This is a genomic window from Methanobacterium bryantii, from assembly GCF_002287175.1.
Lineage (GTDB): Archaea > Methanobacteriota > Methanobacteria > Methanobacteriales > Methanobacteriaceae > Methanobacterium_D > Methanobacterium_D bryantii.
On record NZ_LMVM01000001.1, the window covers coordinates 417341 to 443328 of the forward strand.

The window sequence follows — 25988 nt, forward strand, 5'->3', positions numbered from 1 at the left end:
ACGAAGTTTTGCATGCCCCAAAATTCTTCGAATTTTAAGGGTTTTGCAGGCGACAAATACGAAGTATTTGTCAGCTGCGATTTTTACGGTTACAAAAACCTTCGAAAACTGTTGAATCTTTGATTTGACGCATCGAAAATTGTAAATTTTCGAATGCTTTGTTTTCGAGGTTTCAAAAATCGAAGATTTTTGAAGACCGACAGTTTTTGTGAACATGAGCGATAAAATTTAAATAATTAGAGGTATTTGTTATGTCTATACATAAAAAAGAATTTGAAGAAATAGAACCTAAAAAAGTGTTTACCATACTTGAAAAGCATAGAGATGACCCTGATTTTGTGATTCTGGACGTCCGTACTCCTGAAGAATATGATGATGGGCACATCGAAAATGCATATCTTTTAAACTTCAAATCTGGTAGTTTTGAAAATGAACTTGGAAAAATGGATAAAAATAAGAAATACTTTGTTTATTGTAGAACAGGACGTAAAAGCCGCAAAGCAGTTGAATTAATGAAAAAAAGAGGATACATGGAGGCTCATAGTATCATAGGTGGCGTAGATAAATGGAAACGAAACAGACTTCCAGTTGAGAAATAACATTTTTTAAGTGAATAAGAAATTTATGGATGGAAAAAAAGATTTCTGGTTGAAAAAACCATTTAAATAAACTAAATGGAAAAAATTTTATAAATTAGTTATATTACTGTAAAGCTGAAAAGAACAGTATAAAGAACAGTGATTCTATGGTGAAATGCAGTGCACGGTGCTGCAGCCATTTGAGATCTAATCCTGCCAGTTCATGGTAAAGGTCTATCACTAAGTGGATAAGAGCACCTAAGATACCTATTTCTAGAGATAAAAATAACACTGATAACACTATGAAATGAAAAACTGCTTCCATGCATTCATGAACCATCCACAGCCTTATATTAGAATGTATAATTTTGTGCAGTATTCCAGATAACAGGATATAAAAATCAGCAAAAACGTTCCAGAAGAGCTTGCTGTGAACTTCGTCACTGATAGCTAATATCACTGCAATATAAAACCATAGTATTTCCATTGTTTACCACGCAATTTATGAGTATCAAGTTTCTATTAATATATTATTAATATGGAGTATATATTTATGGGCTTTAAACTTTATAGGGGTTAAATATATTGTTATATGTCTTTTTTGATTTTTTTGAATATGAATTAGCTCTATTTAAACCTTTGTATTATAACTCAATATGAAATAAAACTTATTTTTAAAAATATTTTATAAATAAGGCTGATAATTTCACAATTCTTATCGAGTCATTATTTAAAAATTTTATTTAATATTGCCAAAAATAAAAGTTATTTACTACTAAAAAATAAGTGAATGGAATCAAAAGATTCCTTTTAATTGGAGAAAATGTGGACTGCAGCAGTTCCACCGGTTCCACCAATGTTGTGGGTCATACCAGTTTGGGCGCCGTCTACCTGTCTTTTGCCTGCTTCTCCTCTAAGTTGCCATACGATTTCGGCTGCCTGAGCAATTCCTGTAGCTCCTAATGGATGGCCTCTAGCTTTGAGTCCTCCAGATGGGTTTACTGGAATATCTCCGTCTATTTCAGTCATACCTTCTTCAATGGCAATTCCACCTTTTCCTTTTTCAACAAATCCAAGGTCTTCTACTGCAAGTAACCCATTTATACTGAAACAGTCGTGAACTTCAACTAAATCAATATTTTTTGGCTCAAGACCTGCCATTTTGTATGCATTTCTTGATGCGTGGACTGTTGAGTCAATGGTGGTTAAGTTTTTCCTGTCGTGTAATGCGATGGTTCCAGAAGCTTGTGCTGAAGCTTTAACATATATTGGTGTATCTGTGTACTTTTTAGCGTCTTCTGCAGGACATAAAATGACTGCAGCGGCACCGTCTGATACTGGTGAACAATCAAGGAGTCTAAGTGGGTCTGCGACTATACTTGAGTTTAATACAGCATCCACTGAAATTTCCATTGGGAACTGAGCAAGTGGGTTTTTGGCACCATTTTTATGGTTTATAACAGAAACCATTGCCAGCTGTTCTCTTGTTGTTCCATATTCGTACATATGTCTTCTTGCCATCATTGCGTAAAGTGATGGGAAAGTGACACCTTGCTGTGCTTCCCATTCCTGGTCTGAAGCTGTGGCGATAGCTGGAGTTGGGTCAACTACATCGGTCATCTTTTCCACACCTGCAGAAATTACCATGTCATGATATCCGGATGCAACAGCCATTATCCCATTTCTAAGTGCTAATCCTCCAGATGCACATGCTGCTTCTACTCTTGCACATGGAATTGGTGCAAGTCCTGAATGGTCTGCTATCAATGATGCAATGTGTTCTTGCTTTACAAAGAGACCAGCAGACATGTTTCCAACATACATGGCATCTAATTCGTCTCCTTCTACATTTGCATCTTCAATGGCCGTTATTCCGGCCTCTACTATTAAATCTCTAAATGATTTATCCCAGAGTTCTCCAAATTTTGTCTGTGAAACTCCGATAATTGCAACGTCTCTCAAGGAATTCCCCCATGAATAATTTTAGATTAGTTTGTTTAAGCCATCCTTAGTTTGCCTTTGTATTTGGCATATACGGCATAATCTACATAAGTTTTGTTTTTAATCATATCTGCGACTTTTGGAGCGTTTTCTCGTCTTTCTTCTATCGCATCATTTACGGTTATGCTGAATGCATCGCTTCCAGCACCTGATCCGTATGAAACTGCAAATATGCGGTCTCCTGGTTCTGCTATATCAAGTATAGCTGCTAAACCTAATGGAGTAGCTCCGGAATATGTATTACCTATTACTGGAGTTAAAAGACCAGTTTTTGCCTGTTCATTGTTAAATCCAAGTTTTTTGGCAGCTTTCAGGTAAAATTTACCGTTTGGCTGGTGGAAAACTGCGTGGTCGTAATCTTTGGCTTCAGTGCCCATTTTGTCAAACATACCTTGTGCAGCAGATAGCACGTGTTTAAAGTATGCTGGTTCTCCTGTAAACCTTCCTCCGTGTCGAGGATAAGGTTTTCCTTCTCTTCTGTAGAAATCAGGAGTATCTGTTGTAAAGCTGTAAGTTCCTTCAAAGTCAGCAATTGTATTTTCTTTTCCAATTATGTATGCTGCCCCTCCTGCAGATGCAGTGTATTCTAGTGCATCTCCTGGAGCACCTTGAGAGGTATCTGCACCGATAGCTAAGCCATATTCAACAGTTTCTGAATCAACAAGTCCTATACAAATTTGCATACCTGCTGTACCTGCTTTACATGCAAATTCTAAATCTGCAGCTGTTAAGTGTGGAGCTGCGCTAATAGCTTCTGCTACAATAGTTGCTGTAGGTTTTACAGCGTAAGGGTGTGATTCTGATCCAACATAAACAGCCCCTATTTTTTGAGGGTCTATCAGTGCTCTAGCAAGTGCATGTCTTGCAGCTTCAACTGATATGGTTGCTGTGTCCTCATCTGGAGCTGGAACAGATTTTTCTTGTACTATAAGTCCTCTTGAAATAGCATTAGGGTCATCTCCCCAAACTTTTGCTATCTCTTCAACTTTAATTCTATATGATGGTATGTTAACACCATATCCTACAATTCCTGCCATTTGATATCACTACCGTTAAGTAATCTATTTTGTTAGTTTACATGTTATTTTTTTAATTTTTGAAAAAATACAAAATTGTATTTACAAATAAAAATTTAACTAATTTTATATCTTATTATTTACAATGAACTTATAAAGTTTACTATAAATGTTAATTATAAATAATGATCATTACCTTCAAATTCCAAAAATTTAAGTAAATATGATGAATTTTATCAAATAATAAGTAAATATTATGAAAATTAGTTTAAAAGTTGAATGTATAATATCTTAGTTCCTTTTATAAATTCCAGGCCAACCGATGTTTCAATGGCAACATTTAAATAGTTATCTATAGCTAAAAGTTTACCTTCTTTGGTTTCATTATCTTTCTGAAGTATATTGACATCTTTATTTTGAAATTGCTTAAGCTGTCTGTGAAGCGGATTTTCTTTTTTTTCTTCGGATTTAGCTGCTATTATTTTGCCTCTCATTTAATCATCTCGTTATTTTCAGCATTGTAAATATTTTACCTTGGATATTTTTTAAAGTTTTGATATAACTATTTTCTGATTTAATGTTTATTCTTTAGAGAATAAGTGGTTCATCTTTGCAATTATATTCTAATTTAAGATATAACTACTTTACCAAGTCAAATGGTTTATGTAAATAACACATTAACTGGTTATATAACTATTTTTAAAAGATGTATTTAAATCAAACGCTCATGCCTATGACACGCGCATGAATTATCTTTAGGTTAAAAATGGGAATTATCTTAAAAACATGTAGTTTACTTCAGGATAGCCACATTAAAAATAATTACATTATTTGTACATATTTAGTACAAAATGAAATCAATTATTTTAAGACTTATTATATTGATAATAATTAATCCTATTTATAGATTTTATATTATTTAATCTTAATCTATTTTTTTTAATTGAATATTTTATCTTTAAATTTAAATATAGTTACTTTGCCCGCTGTAACGCTCTTCTTTCCATGGATCGCCATGCATGTGGTACCCATTAGATTCCCAAAACCCGGGTTTATCTTCAGCCATGAATTCTAAACCGTTGACCCACTTAGTACTTTTCCAAAAATATAATTTTGGGACTACAAGTCTTACAGGCGCTCCATGTTTAGAAGTTATGGGATTTTCGTTGTGTCTGGTTGCAAACAGGACATCCTGCTCTAAAAAGTCTTTAATAGATAAATTAGTTGTAAAATTGCCAGATGCGTGAACCATAACATATTTAGCTTCTTTCTGGACGTCTGCAAATTCTTTAATTGTATTTGAACTTACGCCTTCCCACAGGTTATTGAGCTTTGACCAGGTGGTAACACAGTGTATATCTGAAAATACCTTAGTTTGGGGAAGAGACATAAATTCATCATAATTTAATTCTTTTTCTTCTTCAACAAGTCCAAATATCCTGAATTTCCATTTTGAAGTATCAATATTTTGGACTGACCCTGCATGCAGCACTGGTAATGATGTTATTTCGTGCTGCCCTGGAGGGATTCTATTTTCTCTTTTAGTATCTTCACTTATAATTATATTTTTATCAGAAAGTATTTCATTGATCTTTTCTTCAGTTAATGGTTTTTCACATTTCATTTTATTTTTAGCAGCATTAAATAACCCTTTCAAAACTTAAACCTCCTCTAATCTAATTTAAAAAGTTTAACATGGTATTTAAATCAGTTGTTGGAGCTTTACACGTGTTTTCTGAACATATATATGCAGTTGCCTTCTTATTTTCCTGTTTTTTAAATTTTAAAGAGTTTACAATTTTTATTATTTCTGAAGCTTCATCATCTGGAGGCCTTAATGTGATGGTCTTATTTGGTATGTAATTGCTTCGGATGGAGTTCAACATCATATTAGTATCATTGTTATTAGGGGTTCCTGCAATTACTATTTCGTAAGAAGGACCTAACTTAAAATCGACAGCGATCATAAGTTGTGCATGTGCAGATGGAGTTTTCATAACATCCTGGGAAAATGCTTTTTCTATTTGTACTGATTTATGTTTAAGTTCTTCATTTTCTGTGATTTTTGAAAGTTTCAGCAGGTTAAGCATTTGTACTGAGTTTCCAGAGGGAACAGCACCATCATAAATCTCTTTTTTTCTAACAAGTATATCTTCACTATCGTCAGGCGTGAAATAAAATCCCCAGTTTTCATCGTCCCAGAAATGATTTAATAATTTATTGTTTAGATCTATTGCTAATTTAAGGTATTTTAAGTTAAAAGATGCCTCATAGAGTTCTAAAAGCCCAGATATAAAAAATGAGTAATCATCTAAATTTGCAGTTATTGCAGCTTCCCCATCTCGGAAGCGGTGCAAGAGACGATTATTATCGTATAAGTTCTCAATTATAAAGTCTGCAGATTTTACAGCAGCTTCTAGATATTTTTCATCATCAAATACCTGTGCTCCTTTAGATAGGGCAGATATCATTAAACCATTCCAGTCGGTAAGTATTTTATCATCTTTATGTGGATGTACGCGTTTTTCACGGGCATTAAATAGCTTTTCTCTATTTTTTTCAATTTTTCTTTTTAAATCTTCCTTTTTAATTTTTAAAGTATCGGATATTTCATCAAGTGAATTTTCAAGGTGAAGTATATTAGAACCAGTTTTTCTTTGAGATGCTTCCTCGCAGAAGTTACCTTCAGAAGTTACGTTAAATATTTTGGATGCGAATTTGGCATCTTCTTCTCCTAAAATTTTATAAATTTCATCTTTCCTCCAGATATAAAATTTACCTTCAACACCTTCACTATCTGCATCTTCAGCAGAATAAAAGCCTCCTTCTGGAGACTGCATGTCTCTTAAAACATATTCAAAAATTTCCTGTGCGGTATCTCTGTATTTTTCATCCCCTGTAACCTGAAAAACTTCTAAATATGCCATTGCAAGTATGGCCTGATCGTAGAGCATTTTCTCAAAATGTGGTACCAGCCACATGGGGTCTACAGAATAGCGGTGAAAACCAAACCCTAAGTGGTCGTAAATTCCCCCATTTCTTAGGGAATCAAGGGTTTCTTTTACTATATCCAATGCTCTTTCATTTTGGTTCCTTTTCCAGTATCTAAGCAGAAATAAAAGTGTGTGTGCTGTAGGAAATTTGGGAGCACCTCCAAAACCGCCATTGATTTCATCAAAATTATTGGAAAGGCTTTCATATGCACTGTCGAGTATGTTCTCATCAAGTTCATTTCCTGATGATGTTTCTGATACTTTTTGGAGTGCTCTAATTATTTGATCTGCAGAGTCAAAGACTTCCTCCGGCCTTTCATTCCAGATATCTCTAATATTTAAAATTAAGTCTTTAAGGCCCACTCTTCCATACATGCTTATTTTTGGAAAATATGTCCCTGCAAAAAAGGGTTTTTTATCAGGGGTCATTATTATGGTAAGTGGCCATCCTCCGGTTCCAGTCATCAACTGGCAAACTGTCATGTAGATATTATCCAGATCAGGCCGTTCTTCACGATCCACTTTAATTGAAACAAATATATCATTCATCAAATTCCCAATTTCAGAGTCTTCAAAGGATTCATGAGCCATAACATGACACCAATGGCATGTTGAATACCCAATTGATAAAAAAACAGGTTTATTCTCATTTTTTGCTTTCTCAAAAGCTTTTTCACTCCAGGGATACCAATCTACGGGGTTATATGCATGTTGAATTAGATAAGGGCTTTTTTCATTTATCAGGTGGTTTGATTTTTTAAGCTTATTTTCAAGGTTCATACTGCACCTCTGATAATAATTTAACTAAAATAAATATTTTTAAAGTTTTATTTAGAGCAAATAGGATATATTGCGTAGTCTTAGATTTCAAGTTCTGGACTTTAAAATGAGTTTTTTAGTAAAAGATATATAGAATAACTTGATTTTTCTTTAGAAGTTTTTTTCCTGTTACTATGTTTATCATTAAGATAATATATTTTTTATCTTCACGGGCTCAAAAAGCAAATTAATATAATTAAAAAATCAAACATGAAATTAAATATAAAACATAGATATATGTTAACTGAAAATGTATTGGTCTTTGAATCGTTTGCATGATAAATTAACAGGAAATCATGTTTTATATAGTTGAAATACAGATTAATAAAGCAAATCAAAGAATTCGAAAATACAAAATTTCATTGGATCTATAAATTAAAGTTGATAAGTGATAATAGATCTGAACCATTTAAAACAATCAGGTGGTTTAAATGAGCCTTATAATGTCATATATTGGAAGTAATGGTTGTGTAATGGCCGGAGACAAAAGAAGAATTGGTTTTTTTGGAGATAAAGAAAAACGAGAAAAACTTGAAGAATATCTTTATTCTGGAGCTATTCAAACTGATGAAGAACTGGTTAAAGTTGCAAAAGAACAGGAAGTAACCCTTAAAATATCAGATGATGCTCGAAAAATTAGAAGTATTGCTGATGTTGTGGTTGGTGAGGTCAGGTTTAAAACACCATTTGAGACCAAGCGGAAACGAATTTATGGGACCACTAATGGTTATATCATTACAGAGCTTTCAGGGTCAGATATTAAAAAGGTTGAAAACGGCGCCAGCTCGATAGTGGTATTTGGAAATAAAGTTACAAAGCAGATGGCAAATGAAATCATTAAAAAGCACTGGAAATCTAAAGCAAGTTTAGAAAATGTGGAATCCGTTTTTAAGAAGGTAATGGATGAAATATCAGGTAAAACGCCATCTGTAAGTAAAGACTATGACATAATTATCAAGCACAGTGGTATGGATAAAAGGGAAGCACAAAAACATTTAAGGGAAATCTTGATTAAAGATGTTAAAGAACTTCAAAAATGGAGAGAAGGCTTGAGACAGCAGCTGGATACCAATGCTAAATCCATTCAAATGGCATCAAAGATAATCAATGAAGGTGAAATAGGTAAAGTTCAAAGTATAAATGGAGATAAAATAGGGATACTTTTGGATAAAAGTGTCCAGGCTTTGGATATGGAATGGAATGTAATAGCAGGACCAGGTGGTCTGATTGAAATGAACACAGATGATCCTTCAAGTGTCAAAATAGGTGACGTTGCTGTAATTGAAAATGAAAATCTCTGCATCAGGCGGACAAAGTGCTCTCTTACATGTAATGTTATCTTGTGTAGAAGCTGATGAAAATTGAAAATAAATTTATATATTATGCAAATGATTTAAAGTAGAAGTCGAAGGTGAATAAATGGAACTAACATTTTTAGGAAGTGGTGGCGGACGCTTTCGCTACCATTACCCAGCGTAGAATGACTGGCGGGCTTAGAATAGATAAAATTGATGGAAAAAATATTCATATCGATCCGGGACCTGGAGCACTGGTCAGGACATACCAGTTTGGACTGACCCCCCTTAAACTGGATGCTGTCATGGTTTCCCATTCCCATACTGATCATTATACTGATGCTGAAGTCCTTATAGAGGCAATGACTAAAGGAATGACCCGAAAAAAGGGCACGGTAGTGGGAAGTAAAAGTGTAATTGAAGGATATAAACAATGGGGCCCCTGTATCTCAAAGTATCATTTAAGTAAACCAGATATTTCAATTTTAGGTGTTAATGAAACGGTGAAGTTAGGTAAAATTAAAATAAAGGGAACAAAGACAGTTCATGGAGATCCAACTGCAGTAGGGTTTAATTTAAATGTAAAAAATTTTTCCATATCATATACTGCAGATACCGAATATTTTGAAGACCTTCATAAATATCACAGAGGGGCTGATGTTTTAATAGCAAGTGTCATAAGGCCCAGAAATGAAAAAATAAGGGGACATATGTCTACGCATGATTTTGCAAAACTTGTTGATGAAGTTTCACCTAGACTTGCTATAATGACTCATCTTGGGATGAAAATGGTGGTAAATGATGCTAAAAAAGAAGCAGATTCAGTTAAAGAGCAAACTGGAATAAATACTTTTGCTGCTTATGACGGTATGAAAATTAATCTTGACCAGTTCATGCCCAAACAGGAGACTTTAGATAGTTTTAGATGAATTCAAATTTTTTTTTATTTATTTTTAAAGGGCTTGTTTGGTTTTAAATTATTTTACTTAGGCATTTCTGATTTTTCCATACCTGCTAAATCTGATGGACTGACAAAAAATAAAGCTATTCCATCAATTATTAACCAAATTCCAATTAACAAAGCTAAATAATAAGGATCCCATGCATATGTACCCAGTATAATATATAATATACCCAGTATAACTCCCATACCTCCAGATCCTTTACCGGCGGTTCCTTCTTTAGCAAAGAGTGACATTATACCTGAAATTATCAGGAAGAAACCTACGAAGTAGAGCCAGATGCTTGCTAAGAAGCTAAATAAAAGTATGTGTCCGAACAATCCTATTCCACATATTATTGCTATAATTCCCAGTATTAAATAAGCTATACTTGCTGCTTTGCTTGCGCCCCATGTTCCAAAACTCTGTACCAATAGCCAAATTCCAAGTAACATAATAGCAAATCCAGCCAGAGCACTTACTGTAAATACACTGAACAATGGGAAAGCGATAACTAAAATACCTAAAATTACAGCTAAAATACCTAATAATATATTATTTCCTTCAGCCATATAATTTCCCCCTTAATTTTCAAACAAGCCCTAATAGATTATAATATTAATAAATATAAATAATTATTGATTTAAAAATTTATAATTTGGTACTTAAATGATTTTCATACATAATATGGGCTAAAATTAGTTATTATGTTAAAATAAGGTTATATAGGATATTATATTAGAATATATTCCATAAAAAGCAATTTTAACTCTTTTCTAGTTCTTACTTTTTTGTAAATACCCATCTTTGATTAAAAATAATTCATCGCAGTATTCGGTTAAATTAAGATTGTTTGATAGCATTAAAATAGTGTTTTTGCTCTTTATCTGCATAATTAAATCCATTACTGCTTCTGTACTTTTTTTATCAAGTTCTCCAGTTGGTTCATCAGCTATTATTAAATGAGGATCGTTAATCATAGATCTTGCAAGTGCTACCCTCTGCTGTTTTTCAATTGAAATTTCATCTGGAAATTTGCTGATTTCAACAATACCAACGTTATTGAGGACTTTAGATGCATTATTCATATCTTTTGAAATCATGGGAAGCATCGTATTTTCTAAAAGGTTTAGATATGGAAACAGATTAGCACGCTGGTAGACGATTCCAATTTTATTTTGCCGAATTTTGCTTCTCTCGGATTTAGATAATTTAGACGTGTTTTGACCATTTATTAAAATTTCACCATTTGTAGGAGTGTTTAAAAGGCTTGCAAGATTTAATATGGTTGTTTTTCCAGATCCAGATGGACCTAAGATGAGATTTAGTGAATTTTTCTTAAGTTCTAAATTTATTCCTTTTAAAGCTGTTATTTTAGTTTTATCAGCGCCATAAGTCTTCCAAACTTCTTTAAACTTTAAAATATCATTAGTCATATCTTAACGCCCCCACAACATCCTGTCGGGTGTAATAAAATATGGTATATGCTGCCAGTAACATGCTCAGGCAGGTTGTAAGAAGTAAAGCTGTGACTGGTAACCACCATGGGATTAAAATAGAGAGATGTACAACTTTTATAACCTTTGATAAAATGATTATTCCAAAAATTCCAACTACAATACCTACTAAAGCCCCAATAAATCCCAGTAACCCGGCCTCTAGCAGATGACTTAAAATGATCTGGTGTTCTGTAAAACCCAGTGATTTTAGCAAGCCTATTTCTCTCTTTCTTTCAAGTAAGTTAACGGTCATGGCATTGGTGATTCCAAAAATTCCAATTAAAAACACTATGCTGGCCATTAAATCAAAAAAATTTATGATATTTTTTAAAATAGTTTCCACAAGGCCTAAAAATTGAGATTTATTTATATCTATACCTAATTTTGAGTTTATAAACTCATTTACAGTATTTAAAAGGTTAGTGGTGCTGCCGTTACCGCCTGATTGATTTAAAATTGAACTTCCAGCAGCCGCCTGATTTTGGCCAAGGAATGTGCTAATTCCCAGTCCTGAGCTAACCAGAATCACGAAGATGAGCACGCCAAATCCTATCCTTAAAACGGTAGAAGCATTCCTAAACCAGTTTCTGCGTAAATTTTTATATGAAATACTATAGATGCCTGTATTCATCTAGATATTATTTATGGGAAGTATTAAAAATAATTTGCGATTCATGGGTGCAAAAGTAGTTAAAAACAGGGTATATAGCTCTATTTTTTTTTATTGTGGATATTTTATAATTTAAATGTCTGCTTCCATTATAAAAAAAGTAAATAACTTAAAATTTATTAATCAATATTTTAGGGGATTATATTTATTAAAATTCTTAAAATGTGGTTTTAATTGGTTTGTAAGCCTGAAAAAAAACAATTTTATAATTATTAAATGAAATTTAGGAAATAATATTTTTAAAATTTTTTATTTTTAATAAAAATTTTTAATGCCCTCGAACATGGAATGTTCGGGGCCGGAAACTCTCAAAACCGAAGGTTTTTGGAGACCTCAAACGCAAAGCATGCAAAAACTCCGTTTTTGCTTGTGCCAAAATCGTAGATTTTGAGCGACGTTTGGGGCATCGGAAATCTTTGATTTCCGAAAGGTTAGAAAAATGTTTTGCATTTTTCTAAAATTCTACGAATTTTGCATGCGTCAAACACTTTGACAGTGTTTGCGGTGTCAAAATTGAAAATATAGGAAATGCTACGCATTTCTTATCTCCCAAAAATCGAATTTTTGATTTTTGATGATTTTGATAACACTCGAAAATCGTAGATTTCGATAGCATTTCTTAAAATTTATTTAAGCAATTAAAAACAAATATTTTAGTAAGATTAAGTGAGTTAGTTATTTAAATACTGCAGTTGATGAAAACTCGTGTTTTTAAACTAAAACCCTAATTCAGGTTTGGAGGTTAACGTATGCAGACAAAAACAAGTGGATTGATCTTAATAGTCCTTGGTTTAATTATAATTGCTTTCCCTCTTTTAGGGATACTCCCTTTTAGTTTGCTTCTTGGAATTTCTGTGCTATTTTTAGGTATAGGGCTTTTGATAGCAGGTGTAATTGGAATCCGTGCAAGTACTAACATGGGCGTTGTGGAGCTAATACTGGGAATTATAGCCATTATTTTGGGTATAGGTATCATTATAAATCCTGGATTCTTCAGTTTCTTAGTTGCTTTATTGATTTATATTGCAGGTATATTCCTGATAATCGTAGGTATAATGGCATTTTTTGCTAAAATTAGAAATAAATGGGTAAGTATTGTACCTATAATTCTGGGTTTAATATACATCCTGATAGGATCAATAGTGGCAGATCCTTTTTATTTAGGTGCATTAATAGGGATATGGCTTTTAATTACAGGAATAATCATGTTATTCCAGGATTAAACTCAAAATTCCCTTTTAATCGTTAAAATTAGAAATAATAATTTATTTATTTTTTTGAGATTTCAATTCTTCCAGTTCTTTTTCTATTTTATCTAATTTATCTAAAATAATCTCCAGGGATTTAACTTCTTTTTCACTCTCTGTTTTCCGTTCTTCTCTCAACTGTTCTATAAGGGACGTAGCAATGGCAGCAGTGACCCACCCAGCATATCCAACACCGACAATTATTGCTATAACAGAGATGAATCTGCCGATTCCTGTATATGGAACTATATTTCCATAACCAACCGTGGACATGGTAACAATCATAAAATAAGCTGCATCATCAAGGGTAGAAGCCTGGGGATTTACTGGAGACTCAACCCAGAAGAAAAGCAGTGAGCCAAATACAAAAGTGCCTACAAGAATAAATGTGGCATAATCCAGTCTGGTTTTTTCTGTAATACGGATTATATCTTTAATTCTCATTGCATATTTAAATAGGGCATAAATTCTGAATAAAAGCAGTATTACAACTAAATAATGCATATGTGGGGAAAGTAGGATAATAAGATATGCAAAAGGAATCATAGCGGGGATATAAATCCAATTTTTTGTCAGATATCGCTTTTTATGCTCTTGTTTCTTTATCCATTTTGCAGATTGAAGAATTATGAGTAAAGAAACGATTATATCAAAGTTTACCAGGCTTAGTATAACTGGTTTTAAACTTAGAGCAAAATCCAAAGCTAGAAAAATTAGGATTAGAATATCCATGAATATGGAAACGAATAATAAAGCATTGAAGACTAATTTGAAATTTCGCTGCATATTTTCATCCTGTTCTACTTTACTATTAAAAGTATATCTAAAATTATTTAAATATTCGCTACCAGTAAGCTTGACTCGTACTTAAAAACGATAGTGGTGTATATCTTGGTTTGTTGATTTATATTTTCTTAAAAAATAAAATAAAATTAAAAGTTATAGTTTAAAGATACAGTCCCTTCATTTGAAGTGGTGCTTTGATAGATGGTAACATTTCCACCTTTAAACAGTTGCAGTGTTATAGTTCCGCTGTTGTTATTAGTTTTCTGTACACTGACACTAACATTACCTGGATTTTGGCCTAAATCATATGTGGCATTTCCAGTTCCATTTATAGTTTGATTTCCATTTTTATATGTTAATGTGCCGTTCCATGAACCGTCTGAATTAATTTTAAGCATTACATTTTGATCTGTTTGCATACTTGAATTGTTTTGTGCACTTGAATTATTTGCTGTTGAGTTGTTACTGCTTGTACATCCAGATACAAAAGTTATCAAAGTCAAAAGGGCTATTAAACCTACTGCGATTTTTTTCATTTTAATATCTCCTTTTTTGAATATAATAATCTGAAAGCAGACATTTTAAGCTATTTATTTCATTTCATGGGGTCATAATGTGTCCATTTCTTTTAAATAGTTTAAACAAGTTTTTTGTAATAATATATTGTTTTTAAATCATAAATAATCATCGATTTTATTTTTTTAGGCAATAATATTTGAAATGCAAAGATTTAATGACAACCAATTACTTAATAATTATTAATAATAATTATTTGAGTGTTCTCATTTTGTTAATGGAGAGTGTTAGAATGCTATCTAAAAAACATGATTTACGTAAGATGAGTGAAAGTGAGAGGGAGCATACAGTTAATACGACTACTTACGGCAGTCGATATTTCTGTGAAAGTGTGCCTAAATTTGAGATGCCTGAAGAGGGTATGCCTGCACGGGCTGCTTACCAAATAATCCATGATGAACTGAATCTGGATGGAAATCCTTCTTTAAATTTGGCAAGTTTTGTGACCACATGGATGGAATCTGAAGCCGACAAACTGATACAGGAAAGTATAGATAAAAACTATGTGGACAACGATGAGTATCCTCAGACAGAGAAGATACAGGATAGATGTGTTAATATGTTAGCTCGTCTATTCAATGCTCCTAGTGATTGTAAATCTATAGGTACCAGTGCCATTGGGTCTTCTGAGGCTATCATGCTTGGACTTTTAGCACATAAATGGACGTGGAAGAAGCGAAGGCAGGCTGAAGGTAAACCAGTGGACAAGCCGAATATAGTAATGGGGGCAGATGTACACACGGTATGGGAGAAGTTTGCACGTTACTTCGATGTAGAATTAAGGTTGATACCTTTAAAAAGGGACCTTTACACTATAACTGCAGAAGACGTAACTGAAAATGTTGATGAAAATACCATAGCTGTAGGTGCAGTTATAGGAACGACATTTACTGGACAAATGGATCCTATAAAGGAAATAAACGACTGTTTACTCGAAATTAAAAAAAATAAAGGGTGGGACATACCGATACATGTTGATGGCGCAAGCGGGGGCTTTATAGCGCCATTTATATATCCTGATCTCAAATGGGATTTCAGGCTGGAACAGGTTAAATCCATCAACGTATCCGGCCACAAATATGGTCTAGTGTATCCAGGTATTGGGTGGCTGGTTTTTAAAGATAAAACAGACTTACCTGAAGAGCTTATATTTAATATAAACTATCTTGGAGGTTCAATGCCTAATTATTCACTTAACTTTTCCAAGGGCAGCAGCACCATAATAGCACAGTACTACAACTTCATAAGACTAGGAAAAAGGGGTTATGGGGAAATTATACAGAATATGCTTAAAAATGCCAAGTATTTATCGAAAAAACTGGAGGAATCTGGTAGATTTGAAGTTATAAACAATGATATAATGTTTCCTTTAGTTACTGCAAGGTTAAAAGATGTTGATTTTGATGTATTCCAGCTGTCGGAAAAGCTGCGTGAAAAAGGATGGATTGTACCGGCATATACCCTTCCAGAGGATGCAGAGGATATTGCAGTCGTAAGAATGGTCATTAAAGAGAGTTTTGGTAGAGATATGATAGATATGCTCTTTAATGATATGGTAGATACCTGCAGCAGGTTGAAAGAATTAGCTATCAAAAAAGAAGACGTAGAAGAACGGGAAAATCCATCATTGTTGTATTAAATATTTGTGCTCTTGATTTAATATCATCAGCACACATTTTTTTTTAATTAAAATTTTTATTTTAACTTTGAGATGATACTTGGGGAGTCTTTAATTGTTTCATGGACGCGTTCTGGTAGTAATAGTATAGCAGCAACCAGGAAACAAACACCTCCTGCAAATGTGCCCATATTAACTAGAAACACGTTTAGAAGCAGGCCTGTTTCTGGTAAAACAAATGCACCTACAGCTGAAATTCCAAAGAAAATGGAGCCTAACATGTTCAGCCCTGCTATATTCCAGGAAAAACTGCGGGGACGCCATGACCATAGGGCATGGCTGACTTCCATCCATGCCAGTAAACTGGCAACAAGGAAACAGATTGACCCGTAGGCATCTGGGATCCATACCATATAGGTTAACTGGTTGATGGACAGGTTACTGCGCAGGGCATTGAATGTGTTGAGGTTAAAGAATACCGTTCCAATGAACTGCACCACTACAGCCCACCACCCAATACGGTTTGGTGCCCATACAAGAATGCGAAATTTTTCTTTTTCGTTTAAAGGATTATATGGGGTGTTTATGGCCTCAAGGTACTGTAAAAAAGCTGCAGATGTAAAAAATATAGAACCGATAAAAAAGGTCATGCTGTCGTACGTATCTCCAACCGCTGTTAAATAGGAAGGTACAGCACCAACTGCAAAACAAGTGGCTCCAATCGAAAAAAGAATCCCCATCCACCATCCTATGGCGCCGGGTGCCCACCATGTCGATCCTCTACTTTTATCGAGCTGAAAATGATGTTTTCGATTGTGACGAGAAGCCCAGGGAACTGTTTTACCTTCAGGGGTTTTTAATGTAGCCTTTGTTGCGAAGGGGCCAGGCCCTTTAGCATTTAGGCATGACCAGCCTTCTGGCAGGTTAACAGGAAGCAAATTGCATTTGTTCTTGTTACTGCTTCTATTTTTCTCTGTTTTCATTCTGATGCCCTGCTGATTTACTCAGTTATCTGTAAAACCTGCGGAAAATTTATAAAATTTAAGTATTAGCTGTTGTACTATTTCTTAATCAAAAAAAATTTACATTTAAACTTATAATTAATACTATGGATTTTTTCTTATTTATAATAGGAGTGATATCTATAATATTGGGTATGGGAAACCTGTATAAGCGAAAAAGAAATTCCAAACCGTTTGGATTTTTCCCTTTTTTGCTGGTTGTAGCAGGAATTGCATGGGTTATAGCTGCTCTATATTAAAATCCCATTAGTTCATATTAATTATCATTCTGCGGTATTTTGAAATTGAAGCTGAAATGGAATCAGATGACCATATGTCATCCTATCCTGTCTGAATTAATAAAGTAAAGTAGGATTTTTATTCTGGTCTATGTCTGTTATCCTGTCTTCTTCCGACTGTTCAAGTTTTTCAATTGATTCCATTATATCCGCAAAGAACATTTCTGCCATATCTTTACTGAAACTCTCCTTCACGACTATTCTCAAAACAGCAGTGTCATCAGCGTTTGCAGGTAGAGTATATGCTGGTACAATCCACCCTTTCTGCCTGAGCTTTTCTGAAAGATGGAACACGCTGCACGTGGTATTTTTGAGCTCTACAGTTACTATTGGAAATGTGACGCTTTTATTTATGACTTCAAATTTACCGGACCCGTTTAACCTGGTTGCGAGGTAGCGCGCATTTTCCTGCATGTTTTTCATTATCTTTTTGTAACCGTCCATCCCCAGTCTTATGAAGTTGTAGTACTGTGCTATTATGGTGCTGCTGCCCTTGGAAAAGTTAAGTGAATAATTAGGCATGAAACCTCCCAGATAATTTATTTTAAATATAAGCTCTTCAGGGAGATTTTTTTTATCTTTAAACAGCAGCCATCCAATACCAGGATACACTAAACCGTACTTATGGCCGGATACGTTGATGGATTTAACCTGTTCCAGCCTGAAATCCCATTTGAGATCAGGGTATAAAAACGGCAGTATAAAGCCCCCGCTTGCAGCATCAACATGTATCGGTATATCCCACCCTTTAGTCTCCTTAATTTCAACTAGTGCCGTGTTAATATCTTCTATAGGGTCCATCTGCCCCGTAAATGTTGTCCCAATTACTGCCCCCACTGCTATAGTATTCTCGTCAACTGCAGCTTTAACGTCTTCTGCGGTTATTGTGTATATATCTTCTTTTAATCCGCTTATATAACTGAATGAAGACATAATCTCGGTGATTTTGGTATCTGTTATTTTGCATATGTCCTTTCTGAGGGGTATAAGTCTGAGTTCCACGTCGAAATAGAGGGCGAACTTTTCCCATACCGTGTGGACGTCTGCACCTATTACTATATTCGGCTTGTCTGCGGGTTTACCTTCAGCTTCCCTTCGTTTCTTCCACGTCCACTTGTGGGCCAGAAGTCCGAGCATGATAGATTCTGAAGAACCTATAGTAGCGCTTCCAATGGAGTCACTGTCTTTGGGGGCATTGAATAACCTTGCAAGCATGTTTACAACTCGGTCCTGGATTACTTGAGTTTGAGGATACTCATCGTTGTCGATATAGTTCTTTCCCATACTTTCCATTATTAACATGTCGGCTTCAGGTTCCATCCATGTGGTTACAAAACTTGCTAAGTTTAAGGCAGGGTTACCGTCCAAATTCAGTTCATCATGGATTATTTGGTAAGCTGCCCGTGCAGGCATTCCTCTATCTGGCATGCTGTACTTAGGCACGCTTTTTCTGAAATAACGGCTGCCGTAAGTTGTGGTATGTTCCCTTTCTAACTTACTCATTTCACCTAAATTTTTCTTGTTTGATAACATCTAAAATCCTCCTGTTTTAAAAATAATTTTAATTGTAACTTTAGAACTTTAATAAATCTAAATAATAGTTTTATTAAAGAAAAAAAATATTTTTTTTGATATGTTCATTAATTAAACAATGGTAGTTATTTTATAAGTTTTTGAGCTAATCTTTGAAAACTAATTTTTTGCAGAATAAATGCTTAAAAGTAGTGGAGCGATGTGTATCTTAAATAATTCTAACCATAAGTGTTTTTGCATGTTTTTAATGGATTACAGCTAAAGGTGGAATTTCCTTTGTTTTTAATTGATAAATTTAATATAAATTAATTTATTTTACTAAAGTGGAAGATGAAACAAATCGAATATTCCCCTCATTTTTAAACCCCTCGAATGCGAAGCATTCAGAGTATAAAAAAACCTTTGAGGTTTTTTAAAACCATATAAAGTAACAGGACTCCAAATATGTACCTCAACTGTTTTCTGGCATTTTATGTGCTGCTAAAACGTCTATCTGGGCCATTGGGATACCTGCAACCGCAAGTATAGCAAACTGAAGCAGGTTAATATAACCTATAAGGAGGTAAACTGGGCACATATAATCCATTTAAAATATACGAAATAATCCACCAACTGAAGTAAATACAATTATAAGTGAAGACGCTCTCACGGGTCAATCATTTTAAAACCCAATATTATAACTATGATGTGCACTAACACAACCCCCCTCCAATTCCTAGAAGTCCTGAAGCTATTCCAGTCATAAATCCCCAGAAAACAAATTCATATTTGCTGATAGATCTTTTTTGATGCCTTTCTGGTGCTTTGAACCTTAAAAAATCAATTTAAACTACAATTAATAATGGCCCTAATATTATCCTGAAAATATCTGCAGAACATGGGTGGCGATGGAACCTCCAATTATTCCTCCTAAAAACTCTATTAGGCCCAGGGTTACTGCGGGCTTTATAAGAACACATTTTTTACAGTAGTGAATATATGTTCTGCTAAGCGCTGTGGGAAGAATTACAGCCAAGCTTGTACCAAAGGCAATTTTTATTGAGGTATCAGGATCAATACTAATGATAATAAGAGCAAGAACTGAACAGGGGCACGTATAAAACCTCCTCCACACCCAAAAGCCAAGTTGCAAATCTTACTCCTGCGCCAGTAATTATTAGGATAAGTATATAAGTGGAATTAATTAACATGATATTTAATTTAGTTTTTTTAATCAAAAATAAGTTTAGATAACTAGTTTTTAGTGGGGTATAGAAATAATTGTAATAAACCTTAAAATTCTACAAGGTTATATTACATGTAAGCTATTCTATAAGCTGTTTTTCATCTATTTTAGGTAATGTGACAATATTACACCAAAAATCTATAAAAGTACACATATGCTTTTTAAAATCTTCTAAATCAATTGGTTTGATTATACATGCATTTGCATATTGTTTGTATAAGTTATTTATATTCATATCGTCAGTGGACCCTGTAAGTATAATTACAGGAATGCATTTTAATTTATCATCTGTTTTAATCTCTTTAAGTATTTTTATACTACTTTCTGCAGGCAAACTTGAATCTAACAAAATTAAAGATGGCTTTTTACAATTTTTATATTCATTTTTATTATATAAGTAATCCATAGCAGTTATATCGTTATCGACACTTTTAATATTCATTATCTTACAATTATCTAATAATTCCATTATTAAACGAGTATCGGCAGGACTATCTTCTATTAATAATATTTCAACATTATCTGGGGCACTCATTTAAACCTCCACATTAATTTTTGTAGTAAGTCCATTTTATTTTGTAAAACATAATTCAAACAATTTTTCATTTTTTTAAGGGGAGTTGTATTTTAGTATAATTCATATTTGTTAAATGCTGATTGTTAAAATTAGAATAAATTATGGATTACAAGCTTTAAAAGTTGAAAAAAATTTAACTTAATGATCTATTTTTAGCATTATGGGGAAATTCTTATTTCTTTTTGCACTACTTTAGTATGGCAAGTATGGATTCTGACCATTTGCATTGATTCAACGTTGTTAATGATGCTTATGGACCATTTTATGAGATTTTTCAAGTTTTAAATATTTATTCAATTTAATACGTAACTCTGCAGATACATAGAGGCCCATATTATTAACTTGCACAATCTTTGATTGTGATGTGCCAAAGCCTACGGCCAACAAAATTTTTGATTTTGTGGCCGAGAAAACTTCATTTTCTACGGTTTTGGAAGCTTTTACAATCTTTGATTGTGATGTGCCAAAGCCTACGGCCAACAAAATTTTTGATTTTGTGGCCGAGAAAACTTCATTTTCTACGGTTTTGGAAGCTTTTACAATCTTTGATTGTGATGTGCCAAAGCCTACAGCCAACAAAATTTTTGATTTTGTGGCCGAGAAAACTTCGTTTTCTATGGCTTTGGCAACCGTCGAAAATTCATAGAATTTTCGGGCCTCCAAAACCTACGGTTTTGGAAGTGTGAAATAAAAGATAGAACCTTTACCAAATTTTGATTCAACCCACATTTGGCCATCATGACATTCAATAATTTTTTTAGAGATTGACAAACCAATTCCGCTGCCAGTATATTCTTCTAGTGTATGTAATCTCTGGAATATAGTGAAAATACGGTCAAAATACTGTGGTTCAATTCCAATACCATTGTCAGAAAAAGAAAATATATATTCATTCTTATTTTTATCTATAGAAGTTGAAATATGTATTTTTGGAGTTTTATTCTCTTTTCGGAATTTGATGGCATTGGATATAATATTTTGAAATACCCTGTAAAGTTGGTTCTCATCAGCTATAACTGTTGGAAGCGGATCATGGGTAATTTTAGCATTAGTCTCTTCAATTAAATTTTTCAGCCCCTCGATAACTCTATTAAGTATAATTTTGGAATTAACAAGCTTAAATTCTTCATCTTTTGTTGAAACTCTTGAATATTCAAGTAAATCGAGGATCATACGCTGCATTCTTTGTGAGGCTTCGACAACATATCCTATAAATTCATCAGCATCATGATCTAATTGTTCTTTATAACGACGCTCTAATAACTGTGTAAAACTAGAAATAGTCCTTAAAGGCTCTTGCAGGTCATGCGAAGCGACATAAGCGAATCTTTGAAGTTCCTCATTAGAACGTTCTAATTTTTTTACTGTTGATTTTAATTCTTCTTCTGATTTTTTACGTTCTGTAATATCACGAGCAATAGCAAGGCTTACCCTTTTTTCTCCAAGTTTGAAAGTGTGCACACTAATTTCAACAGGTATTTGCCTTCCATTTTTAGTTATAGTAACTGATTCGAACGTGATATATTTTTTCTTTTGAAGTTCTGCCATGAATTCAGGTACTTCCTCTTTATTATCTGGTGCAAATAAATCTAAAGGGGTTTTATTTAAAAATTCTTCTCGCGTGTAACCCAATACGTTAACTGCAGCATCGTTTACTTCAATAAAATTCCCAAATAACCCACTTCCACGACTTTCAGATAATGTTATTATATCGAGTGCTTTATTGAATAATTCACGGAACTTAACTTCACTTTCTTTTAGTGCTTTCGCGTTTTGTGATGCCGCAAACGCTTCGCGTTTAACGGATTCAAAAGCATTTTTTAATTCTACCGTACGTTCTTTTACTTGTTTTTCTAGATTATTACGAGCTTCTTTTAATTCCTGCTCACCTTGACGTCGTTTAATGATTTTGTACAGTTCATTGGCCACTGATTGAATCTGGATTACATCATGATTATCATATTCTTCGATTTTATTTCCCACACCAAAAATAAATTTAACTTTATCTCCATCAAATACAGGAACACTTATAAATCTTTTAACAGATACATGTCCCTCTGGAAATCCCTTTCTATTTGGGGAATTTTTAAAATCATTATAAACAACAGGGCCTTTAACTTTTATACAGTCAGTCCAGTTCCCTGCCTGTTCAATGGGATAATGGGTTTTAAATGAAGTTTTACAGGTCTTAAAAGCTTCATTATTCCATGTATCTAAAATAATTGTCTTCTGATCATTAGAAATTAAATGGAAAAACCCAATGGCACTATCTGTGAAACTTACTGCATGATTTAGTGCATAACTATATAGTTCTTTATCTGTAAGTTTGGGTGAACTCTTGTAAAGCTCAAGAAAAAAACTTTCCCTTTCCACTTCTTTATATAAATTTTCTTCAGCTTTCTTACGTTCAGTATCATCAAAAACATAACCTTTAACTTGAACAAGTTTACCTAAATCATTAAAAACGCCAACAACATTGGCAATGACGTGAAATCGTTTTCCATCTGGCCTTGTAAGCCATGTTTGTCGATTCTTAATTTTTTTCTCTTCCTTTAAAATAGTAATAAGATCAATCCAACTTGCAGGATTGAATTTTGAAATATTTGAATGGATAACTTTTTCAAGATTATTAAATCCATATATATCCAAAAATGATGGATTACAATCAAGAAGTTCTCCTTCAGGTGTTGCAATGAAATCTCCTGTCAAATCATCTTCAAACCACCCACGGTATTTTTCTTCACTCTTTTTTAATTTTTTGTCAAGTTTATGTTTATAAAGGGCGGTTTCTACAGATAATTTTAATTCATAGTAACTAATTGGTTTACTGATAAATCCATAATGTCGTGTTAATTTCATTCTTTCAAAAGTTTTCTGGTCTGAATAACCAGTTAAATATATAACGGGAATATTAAAAAGATCTGTTATCTTTTTAGCAGCTTCAATACCGTCTATTTCACCTTTAAGTGTTATATCTATAAGTATTAAATCTGGTTTAAGATCCTTTGCTTTTTGGATGGCTTCCCTTCCAGTTGAAGCTGTTGAAACTACTTCAAAATCCATATCTTCTAATAATCTCAGGATATCCAGTGCTGTAATGGCTTCATCCTCAACAATTAGGATCTTGGCATGCATAAATAATTTTTGGTGATAACTAAAATTTATAATTATTGCACTATTTTTTTTATTTCGTGGAATTTTTAATGACTCAGTCATAACTATTAAATTAATTAAATAAAGCCTTAATCTGCTTTATGTTATAATGACAGTGTCATCATGAATTGAAAGTTATCAGTGATTAATTTTGTAATTGGTTCTGTTGCTATCTTAAAGAGTCACTATATTTTATTTCTATGTTATTTACCTCCATTAAATAACATTTCAAAAAATAAATTACATAAATTTAAACATATTGAAAAATAATTAATCATATAAGAAACTATTTCAATAAATTAAATGAGGTGTTTTAAAATAACTGAAACTAAAGATCAATTAACAGATGACCCGAAGTCTAAATTAAAGAATAAAGCTATATCATTAGTTACATACTTGTTTGAAGATGAGGATGAATACAAAGTGTCTCACAATATACAAAAAAATATGGATGGAGATATCTGTGTATTTATTACAAATAATAAGAACAGATTTAAATTGATTGATACTAGAGAACAATAAATTTTATTTTAACTTCAAAACCAAGTAAAAAATAAATAAATTTAATTAAATTATTTCCTTTTGGGTATAAAAACACTTATAATGAACCCTAAGATCAAAATCAGGGTTAGTGCATTGAAAGTTTGTTTCATTGAATAACTAATGGTAGATTCAACGATCTGTGTGGCCTGCGGTACTAATTCTGGAGATATTTTAGGAGGAACTGTCTGCATTTTTTCCACGTAGTTAAAAAGACTGTCATGTATTTGTTTAGTTGTCATGTTTCCATCTAAACCTGCTGATTCTATTCCAGATGTAAGACCGCCGAATATTCCAAGTATAAGTAACACTCCAATTAAAGCTGTTCCTACAGAATAGCCCAGATTTTTAAATGCATTTAAAAAACCTGCAGCATCAGTTTCCTGGTCACTTTTTGCAGCGGACATGGTTAAATTGGTTAATTGTGAAAGTAAAAGGCCCACTCCAATACCAAATACAACTGTTCCAGGTATAATATCGATTATGTGGGTGTTTATGTTAAATACGCCGCCTAATATGAATGCACCAGCTGCAGAAATGATAAATCCTATCATTATGATGTATTTAGATTCTAAAATCGATGATAATTTTGCACCAAGCAGTGAAAAGATTAAAATACTGATTGAAGCAGGTAAAAGGGCAACACCTGTCATAAATGCGTTGATTTTGGCCACCTGCTGCATGAATACTGGAATTATGAAAAGAAATCCTGCCAGGGGTATCTGCTGTATAATGGAGTTTAAATTCCCTAAGCCAAATATGCGGTTTTTAAGGAGAGATATGTCAGATAAAGGCTCCAGTCCATTATTAATTCTTCTTTTCTGCCATACTAAAAATAATATAAACAGAATAGAACCTGAAATCAATAGTACTGCCACGTAAGACCAGTAGTCTGGCCTTGTAAGTAATAAAATGCCTAGAACAATTAAAATTAGGGATACTATTGAGAGTAACACGCCTACTTTGTCTAAATCTTTCCAGGTTAACGTTGGTTTTGATTCACTTAAGTAATGTCTGAAAATTAGTATGAAGGCAACAAAAACCAGTTCTGAACCGAATACAAGTCTCCAGGTAACAAATGTAGTGAATATTCCACCTACAATCGGCCCAACTGCAGCACCCATTGCTGCTATTCCTCCCCAGATCCCAAATGCGGTGACTTTATCTTTACCTTCGTAAGCAGCTCCGACTATTGTTGTGGTTGCAGGTAAGATCATAGCTGCCCCGATGCCTTCTAAAATGGACCAGCCTGTAAGGAGCATAAAAGCATTTACACTTAGGGTTGCTGTGATTGTTCCACATGCATATATCATTAATCCAATAAGAAACGTCTTCTTTCTACCAAGAATATCCTGAAGTTTGCTTCCAAGCAGCATAAATGATGCAATTATTAATGCATATAATGCGATTATGGATTGGATAATTGATAACGTTGTATTTAATTCTACAACTAGGGTACTTATGGCTACATTCATGGCTGATGAGTCTAAAACAATTATAAAGATTGCCATGCAGGCAATTATCACTACACTCCATTTATTCTGGTTTTTATGAGCCATAAAAATCCCTTTACAATTTATTAAATTTAATATGTATTTTATTAAATTTAAATTTTTGCTTT

25 protein-coding genes are annotated in these 25988 nt (G+C 33.4%); 6 read left to right on the forward strand and 19 right to left on the reverse strand.

Features of this window, described 5'->3' with window-relative positions:
* Positions 1-251 precede the first annotated feature (251 nt).
* Positions 252-599 (forward strand): rhodanese-like domain-containing protein, encoded by a 348-nt coding sequence (locus tag ASJ80_RS02025; RefSeq protein WP_069583127.1) that lies wholly within the window; start codon positions 252-254, stop codon positions 597-599.
* 103 nt (positions 600-702) lie between these two features.
* Here the strand turns inward: ASJ80_RS02025 and ASJ80_RS02030 are convergent, their stop codons facing one another.
* The 6 genes from ASJ80_RS02030 to ASJ80_RS02055 all read right to left on the reverse strand — a co-directional run bounded on the left by ASJ80_RS02030 (position 703) and on the right by ASJ80_RS02055 (position 7368).
* The gene (locus ASJ80_RS02030) at positions 703-1065 is read right to left on the reverse strand and encodes a hypothetical protein (RefSeq protein WP_048080680.1); all 363 of its coding nucleotides are present in this window, start codon (positions 1063-1065) and stop codon (positions 703-705) included.
* Between the two features lie 323 nt (positions 1066-1388).
* Positions 1389-2540, reverse strand: a complete 1152-nt coding sequence (locus tag ASJ80_RS02035) for a thiolase domain-containing protein (RefSeq protein ID WP_069583128.1) — start codon at positions 2538-2540, stop codon at positions 1389-1391.
* A gap of 35 nt (positions 2541-2575) precedes the next feature.
* Positions 2576-3616 carry a hydroxymethylglutaryl-CoA synthase gene (locus ASJ80_RS02040; RefSeq protein ID WP_069583129.1) on the reverse strand — a complete coding sequence of 347 codons (1041 nt, stop codon included), beginning with the start codon at positions 3614-3616 and terminating at the stop codon, positions 2576-2578.
* A 242-nt stretch (positions 3617-3858) separates the two neighbouring features.
* The gene (locus ASJ80_RS02045; protein ID WP_048080677.1) at positions 3859-4089 is read right to left on the reverse strand and encodes an LSM domain-containing protein; all 231 of its coding nucleotides are present in this window, start codon (positions 4087-4089) and stop codon (positions 3859-3861) included.
* Positions 4090-4559: 470 nt separating this feature from the next.
* Positions 4560-5252, reverse strand: coding sequence for a sulfite oxidase-like oxidoreductase (locus ASJ80_RS02050; RefSeq protein WP_245837427.1), 693 nt, complete (start codon positions 5250-5252; stop codon positions 4560-4562).
* A 19-nt stretch (positions 5253-5271) separates the two neighbouring features.
* On the reverse strand, positions 5272-7368 hold the full coding sequence (locus ASJ80_RS02055; protein ID WP_069583130.1) for a thioredoxin domain-containing protein: 2097 nt from the start codon (positions 7366-7368) through the stop codon (positions 5272-5274).
* Between the two features lie 470 nt (positions 7369-7838).
* Between ASJ80_RS02055 and ASJ80_RS02060 the strand changes: the two genes are divergently transcribed.
* Together ASJ80_RS02060 and ASJ80_RS02065 are read left to right on the forward strand one after the other, a co-directional pair.
* Complete coding sequence (locus ASJ80_RS02060) at positions 7839-8762, forward strand: DUF2121 family protein (protein ID WP_069583131.1); 924 nt, start codon at positions 7839-7841, stop codon at positions 8760-8762.
* A gap of 89 nt (positions 8763-8851) precedes the next feature.
* Entirely contained in the window at positions 8852-9631 is a 780-nt protein-coding gene (locus tag ASJ80_RS02065) for an MBL fold metallo-hydrolase (protein WP_069583139.1), read from the forward strand.
* A gap of 53 nt (positions 9632-9684) precedes the next feature.
* Here the strand turns inward: ASJ80_RS02065 and ASJ80_RS02070 are convergent, their stop codons facing one another.
* The 3 genes from ASJ80_RS02070 to ASJ80_RS02080 form a co-directional block, all read right to left on the reverse strand.
* Positions 9685-10215 carry a DUF308 domain-containing protein gene (locus ASJ80_RS02070; RefSeq protein ID WP_069583132.1) on the reverse strand — a complete coding sequence of 177 codons (531 nt, stop codon included), beginning with the start codon at positions 10213-10215 and terminating at the stop codon, positions 9685-9687.
* 204 nt (positions 10216-10419) lie between these two features.
* Entirely contained in the window at positions 10420-11079 is a 660-nt protein-coding gene (locus tag ASJ80_RS02075) for an ABC transporter ATP-binding protein (protein ID WP_069583133.1), read from the reverse strand.
* On the reverse strand, positions 11072-11773 hold the full coding sequence (locus ASJ80_RS02080; RefSeq protein ID WP_069583134.1) for an ABC transporter permease: 702 nt from the start codon (positions 11771-11773) through the stop codon (positions 11072-11074). Before ASJ80_RS02080 ends, ASJ80_RS02075 begins: the two co-directional genes overlap by 8 nt.
* Positions 11774-12561: 788 nt before the next feature.
* Between ASJ80_RS02080 and ASJ80_RS02085 the strand changes: the two genes are divergently transcribed.
* The gene (locus tag ASJ80_RS02085; RefSeq protein ID WP_069583135.1) at positions 12562-13035 is read left to right on the forward strand and encodes a DUF308 domain-containing protein; all 474 of its coding nucleotides are present in this window, start codon (positions 12562-12564) and stop codon (positions 13033-13035) included.
* A 42-nt stretch (positions 13036-13077) separates the two neighbouring features.
* Here the strand turns inward: ASJ80_RS02085 and ASJ80_RS02090 are convergent, their stop codons facing one another.
* Together ASJ80_RS02090 and ASJ80_RS02095 are read right to left on the reverse strand one after the other, a co-directional pair.
* Positions 13078-13845: an ion channel gene (locus ASJ80_RS02090; protein WP_069583136.1), complete on the reverse strand. Its 768-nt coding sequence runs from the start codon at positions 13843-13845 to the stop codon at positions 13078-13080.
* Positions 13846-13991: 146 nt separating this feature from the next.
* Positions 13992-14381: a hypothetical protein gene (locus ASJ80_RS02095; protein WP_069583137.1), complete on the reverse strand. Its 390-nt coding sequence runs from the start codon at positions 14379-14381 to the stop codon at positions 13992-13994.
* A gap of 272 nt (positions 14382-14653) precedes the next feature.
* Here ASJ80_RS02095 and ASJ80_RS02100 point away from each other — a divergent pair, with 272 nt between their 5' ends.
* Positions 14654-16060, forward strand: coding sequence for a glutamate decarboxylase (locus ASJ80_RS02100; RefSeq protein ID WP_095651930.1), 1407 nt, complete (start codon positions 14654-14656; stop codon positions 16058-16060).
* A 56-nt stretch (positions 16061-16116) separates the two neighbouring features.
* Here the strand turns inward: ASJ80_RS02100 and ASJ80_RS02105 are convergent, their stop codons facing one another.
* Positions 16117-17022: a YrhK family protein gene (locus ASJ80_RS02105; RefSeq protein WP_083241091.1), complete on the reverse strand. Its 906-nt coding sequence runs from the start codon at positions 17020-17022 to the stop codon at positions 16117-16119.
* A 125-nt stretch (positions 17023-17147) separates the two neighbouring features.
* Here ASJ80_RS02105 and ASJ80_RS16775 point away from each other — a divergent pair, with 125 nt between their 5' ends.
* Positions 17148-17300: a hypothetical protein gene (locus ASJ80_RS16775; RefSeq protein WP_176720348.1), complete on the forward strand. Its 153-nt coding sequence runs from the start codon at positions 17148-17150 to the stop codon at positions 17298-17300.
* A 96-nt stretch (positions 17301-17396) separates the two neighbouring features.
* Here the strand turns inward: ASJ80_RS16775 and ASJ80_RS02110 are convergent, their stop codons facing one another.
* From ASJ80_RS02110 to ASJ80_RS02140, 7 genes are all read right to left on the reverse strand, one after another.
* Positions 17397-18872 (reverse strand): pyridoxal-dependent decarboxylase, encoded by a 1476-nt coding sequence (locus ASJ80_RS02110; RefSeq protein ID WP_095651931.1) that lies wholly within the window; start codon positions 18870-18872, stop codon positions 17397-17399.
* A 451-nt stretch (positions 18873-19323) separates the two neighbouring features.
* The gene (locus tag ASJ80_RS17600) at positions 19324-19458 is read right to left on the reverse strand and encodes a hypothetical protein (RefSeq protein WP_255360727.1); all 135 of its coding nucleotides are present in this window, start codon (positions 19456-19458) and stop codon (positions 19324-19326) included.
* A 267-nt stretch (positions 19459-19725) separates the two neighbouring features.
* Positions 19726-20004, reverse strand: coding sequence for a hypothetical protein (locus tag ASJ80_RS02115; protein ID WP_083241080.1), 279 nt, complete (start codon positions 20002-20004; stop codon positions 19726-19728).
* Positions 20005-20176: 172 nt separating this feature from the next.
* Positions 20177-20632 (reverse strand): response regulator, encoded by a 456-nt coding sequence (locus ASJ80_RS02120; protein WP_069585782.1) that lies wholly within the window; start codon positions 20630-20632, stop codon positions 20177-20179.
* A 282-nt stretch (positions 20633-20914) separates the two neighbouring features.
* A complete protein-coding gene (locus tag ASJ80_RS02125; RefSeq protein WP_095651932.1) occupies positions 20915-21337 on the reverse strand; it encodes a hypothetical protein in 423 nt (140 codons plus the stop codon).
* Between the two features lie 3 nt (positions 21338-21340).
* Positions 21341-23809: a PAS domain S-box protein gene (locus ASJ80_RS02130; RefSeq protein WP_176720289.1), complete on the reverse strand. Its 2469-nt coding sequence runs from the start codon at positions 23807-23809 to the stop codon at positions 21341-21343.
* Positions 23810-24399: 590 nt separating this feature from the next.
* A complete protein-coding gene (locus ASJ80_RS02140) occupies positions 24400-25926 on the reverse strand; it encodes an MFS transporter (RefSeq protein ID WP_069584547.1) in 1527 nt (508 codons plus the stop codon).
* Positions 25927-25988: the final 62 nt, after the last annotated feature.

Bases quoted from the DNA above. Each gene is read 5' to 3' on its own strand.
- ASJ80_RS02130 (WP_176720289.1), bottom strand. From the start codon at position 23,809: ATGCATGCCAAGATCCTAATTGTTGAGGATGAAGCCATTACAGCACTG.
- ASJ80_RS02140 (WP_069584547.1), bottom strand. From the start codon at position 25,926: ATGGCTCATAAAAACCAGAATAAATGGAGTGTAGTGATAATTGCCTGC.
- ASJ80_RS02085 (WP_069583135.1), top strand. From the start codon at position 12,562: ATGCAGACAAAAACAAGTGGATTGATCTTAATAGTCCTTGGTTTAATT.
- ASJ80_RS02055 (WP_069583130.1), bottom strand. From the start codon at position 7,368: ATGAACCTTGAAAATAAGCTTAAAAAATCAAACCACCTGATAAATGAA.
- ASJ80_RS16775 (WP_176720348.1), top strand. From the start codon at position 17,148: ATGGATTTTTTCTTATTTATAATAGGAGTGATATCTATAATATTGGGT.
- ASJ80_RS02045 (WP_048080677.1), bottom strand. From the start codon at position 4,089: ATGAGAGGCAAAATAATAGCAGCTAAATCCGAAGAAAAAAAAGAAAAT.
- ASJ80_RS02075 (WP_069583133.1), bottom strand. From the start codon at position 11,079: ATGACTAATGATATTTTAAAGTTTAAAGAAGTTTGGAAGACTTATGGC.
- ASJ80_RS02105 (WP_083241091.1), bottom strand. From the start codon at position 17,022: ATGAAAACAGAGAAAAATAGAAGCAGTAACAAGAACAAATGCAATTTG.
- ASJ80_RS02070 (WP_069583132.1), bottom strand. From the start codon at position 10,215: ATGGCTGAAGGAAATAATATATTATTAGGTATTTTAGCTGTAATTTTA.
- ASJ80_RS02095 (WP_069583137.1), bottom strand. From the start codon at position 14,381: ATGAAAAAAATCGCAGTAGGTTTAATAGCCCTTTTGACTTTGATAACT.
- ASJ80_RS02100 (WP_095651930.1), top strand. From the start codon at position 14,654: ATGCTATCTAAAAAACATGATTTACGTAAGATGAGTGAAAGTGAGAGG.
- ASJ80_RS02030 (WP_048080680.1), bottom strand. From the start codon at position 1,065: ATGGAAATACTATGGTTTTATATTGCAGTGATATTAGCTATCAGTGAC.
- ASJ80_RS02120 (WP_069585782.1), bottom strand. From the start codon at position 20,632: ATGAGTGCCCCAGATAATGTTGAAATATTATTAATAGAAGATAGTCCT.
- ASJ80_RS02110 (WP_095651931.1), bottom strand. From the start codon at position 18,872: ATGTTATCAAACAAGAAAAATTTAGGTGAAATGAGTAAGTTAGAAAGG.
- ASJ80_RS02040 (WP_069583129.1), bottom strand. From the start codon at position 3,616: ATGGCAGGAATTGTAGGATATGGTGTTAACATACCATCATATAGAATT.
- ASJ80_RS02060 (WP_069583131.1), top strand. From the start codon at position 7,839: ATGAGCCTTATAATGTCATATATTGGAAGTAATGGTTGTGTAATGGCC.
- ASJ80_RS02080 (WP_069583134.1), bottom strand. From the start codon at position 11,773: ATGAATACAGGCATCTATAGTATTTCATATAAAAATTTACGCAGAAAC.
- ASJ80_RS02025 (WP_069583127.1), top strand. From the start codon at position 252: ATGTCTATACATAAAAAAGAATTTGAAGAAATAGAACCTAAAAAAGTG.
- ASJ80_RS02090 (WP_069583136.1), bottom strand. From the start codon at position 13,845: ATGCAGCGAAATTTCAAATTAGTCTTCAATGCTTTATTATTCGTTTCC.
- ASJ80_RS17600 (WP_255360727.1), bottom strand. From the start codon at position 19,458: ATGGATTATATGTGCCCAGTTTACCTCCTTATAGGTTATATTAACCTG.